The organism is Succinimonas sp. (assembly GCF_045225735.1).
Lineage (GTDB): Bacteria > Pseudomonadota > Gammaproteobacteria > Enterobacterales > Succinivibrionaceae > Succinimonas.
Genome location: NZ_JBGVBR010000403.1, coordinates 1 through 2,087 on the forward strand (window position 1 = coordinate 1; position 2,087 = coordinate 2,087).

The 2,087-nt window shown below is 48.4% G+C and carries 3 protein-coding genes and 1 pseudogene; 2 read left to right on the forward strand and 2 right to left on the reverse strand.

Annotated features, from left to right (window positions below):
• A pseudogene (tuf, locus tag ACJROR_RS14225) lies at nucleotides 1-343 on the forward strand (elongation factor Tu); the annotation flags it as partial.
• Here the strand turns inward: tuf and ACJROR_RS14230 are convergent.
• On the reverse strand, nucleotides 340-630 hold the full coding sequence (locus tag ACJROR_RS14230; RefSeq protein ID WP_406547676.1) for a hypothetical protein: 291 nt from the start codon (nucleotides 628-630) through the stop codon (nucleotides 340-342). The pseudogene tuf and the gene ACJROR_RS14230 sit on opposite strands and share 4 nt — an antisense overlap.
• Nucleotides 631-726: 96 nt before the next feature.
• Between ACJROR_RS14230 and ACJROR_RS14235 the strand changes: the two genes are divergently transcribed.
• A complete protein-coding gene (locus tag ACJROR_RS14235) occupies nucleotides 727-1,017 on the forward strand; it encodes a hypothetical protein (protein WP_406547677.1) in 291 nt (96 codons plus the stop codon).
• Between the two features lie 377 nt (nucleotides 1,018-1,394).
• Here the strand turns inward: ACJROR_RS14235 and ACJROR_RS14240 are convergent, their stop codons facing one another.
• On the reverse strand, nucleotides 1,395-1,958 hold the full coding sequence (locus tag ACJROR_RS14240) for a superinfection exclusion B family protein (protein ID WP_406038442.1): 564 nt from the start codon (nucleotides 1,956-1,958) through the stop codon (nucleotides 1,395-1,397).
• Between the last annotated feature and the right edge of the window lie 129 nt (nucleotides 1,959-2,087).

Sequence of the window (2,087 nt, forward strand, 5' to 3'; positions counted from 1 at the left end):
CACCAAGCGCGAGGAAGTTGAGCGCGGACAGGTTCTGGCTCAGCCTGGCACCATTACTCCGCACACCAAGTTCAAGGCAGAAGTATACGTTCTGACCAAGGAAGAGGGCGGCAGACACACTGCATTCCTTAACGGCTATCGTCCGCAGTTCTACTTCAGAACCACTGACGTAACCGGCACCATCGCTCTTCCTGAGGGCACCGAAATGGTTATGCCCGGCGACAACGTAACCATGAACGTAACTCTGATTCACCCGGTTGCCATGTCCAAGGGTCTCCGCTTCGCTATCCGTGAAGGCGGTCATACCGTAGGCGCCGGCGTTGTAGCTGAGGTTGAGGCTTAATTGTTCTTATCCTGAATAAAATCGGATAGAGAATTATGGAAAGGGGGAAGCTTCCCCCTTTTTTGCTGGCCCTTTTTCGGGGACTGCCTGATGTACAGAGTTTTGATTTGGAAGTTTAAAATTATCGTCTTCATAATTGCCGTCCTTGGCGTTCTTGTTACGGCGGGAGAGCTCTCTTGAATCCTCCTGTCACCTTTGTTGTCCCTTCTCTTTAGTATTTCATTCCGGCTATTCTGATGTTCCTCTGCAGGCTTCCTTGTGCTCTTATTGGTGATTGTTAATCTCATCACGTATTTTCCCGGTGCCGCTGTACAAAAAAAACAACGGTAAACTGAAAAATACATTGGAAGCGGAAGAATGTTTTTCTGCAAAGGAGCCTTCTTGTGGCTGTCATTAAATTCAATGATCAGGACTGGCATTACCGGGTAACGGAAAATCATGATGATGTGGAAAGGTCTCAGGATGGCGTTAACTGGGAGCCTCTTGATCTCAGGAACAGTCTTATCGGCATAATGATGGACGGAAACAGCAATGTGAAGTTTGCCGCCGAGGATCTTTCAGATGTCAGGCTTGATGTCCGGGGTAACGACTTAATTCTGAAAACCAATCTGGGTGATTATGTTTCCAGGAGTACTCCGTTCAAAGTTCCCGGGGACGCCTGGGAACCCATATGAGAGAGGAGTTTAGCATGAAGCTTATTATATGTTTATGGTGGCGCTGGCGGGATTCTGGAGCGTCAGTTCCTGGGCGTATATAGGCTGTGCCCCCAGTGAATACTGTGGGAGATGCAAGTCGACCGAAGATCGTACGATGTGTGAACGTGAGAAGGCTGACATTGAGTACCGCAAGACACGAGCCCGGGCTATGGAGAAGTGCGCGCAAAACGGAAACTGCATTTTTAATGACTGATTTGTGTCGCTGAAGCTTTAAGATTGTGAGAGAGGGCCGGAGCACATTTTTTCGTCACTGTAAATTACGGCGTTACCGTCAATTATTTGGCACTCACTAAAAAACCCGCCGGAGCGGGTTCTGTTTATTCACAGGGATTTTTTTAATATCCCGGACGGGCGAATCTCGGACGGGCATCCATAAGCTGGCTTATCTGATCCTCGCTCATTTTGTTTCTGGTAAGCCCTACCGCCTTATAGGTTATGAAGGGACGGGCCTCCAGTGCAATCATCATGGGAGCCTTGCCGGCGGTGATATTCGCATCCTTGGGGATGGTGAGGATGCCGGCGGTCAAAAGCTGATTGACGCAGGGCTCGTTAACCGGAAGAGTAAGCACGCTCTTTCTCTGCAGGATGAACTCTCTCAGCAAAGCCTTTTCTGAAAAATCCAGGCAGGTGACCGTTTTGCAAAGCTGTTCGTTCCGGGCCTTGGTGTAAAACTTTCTGGTGACCATGCTGATAAGCTCCAGAATGCCCCGGCTGATGAAGAAAGACAGCGAAACTATGAATACCAGCCAGACATAGGAATGGACAACGTTTATGAAGGCTGCCAGATTCGGGTTTATGGAATCGAAGGGAAATATCAGCAGACATACAGAAAGAACCAGAGCCCAGAGCATGATGCCGTTCAGCTTGCTCATAATGCGATTTTCAGATGCTTTGTTCATTTTGTTTCCCTCGGTGACATTTTTTTAGCATTTAATGGAATGCAATCTGCGTGCCAGATTTGGAGATTGATTCAGGCTCAATTATTCGGGGGATGGATTTTCTGAATCCCTCGGTCATGCACGTCTGAG

Bases quoted from the DNA above. Each gene is read 5' to 3' on its own strand.
- ACJROR_RS14230 (WP_406547676.1), bottom strand. From the start codon at position 630: ATGAGATTAACAATCACCAATAAGAGCACAAGGAAGCCTGCAGAGGAA.
- ACJROR_RS14240 (WP_406038442.1), bottom strand. From the start codon at position 1,958: ATGAACAAAGCATCTGAAAATCGCATTATGAGCAAGCTGAACGGCATC.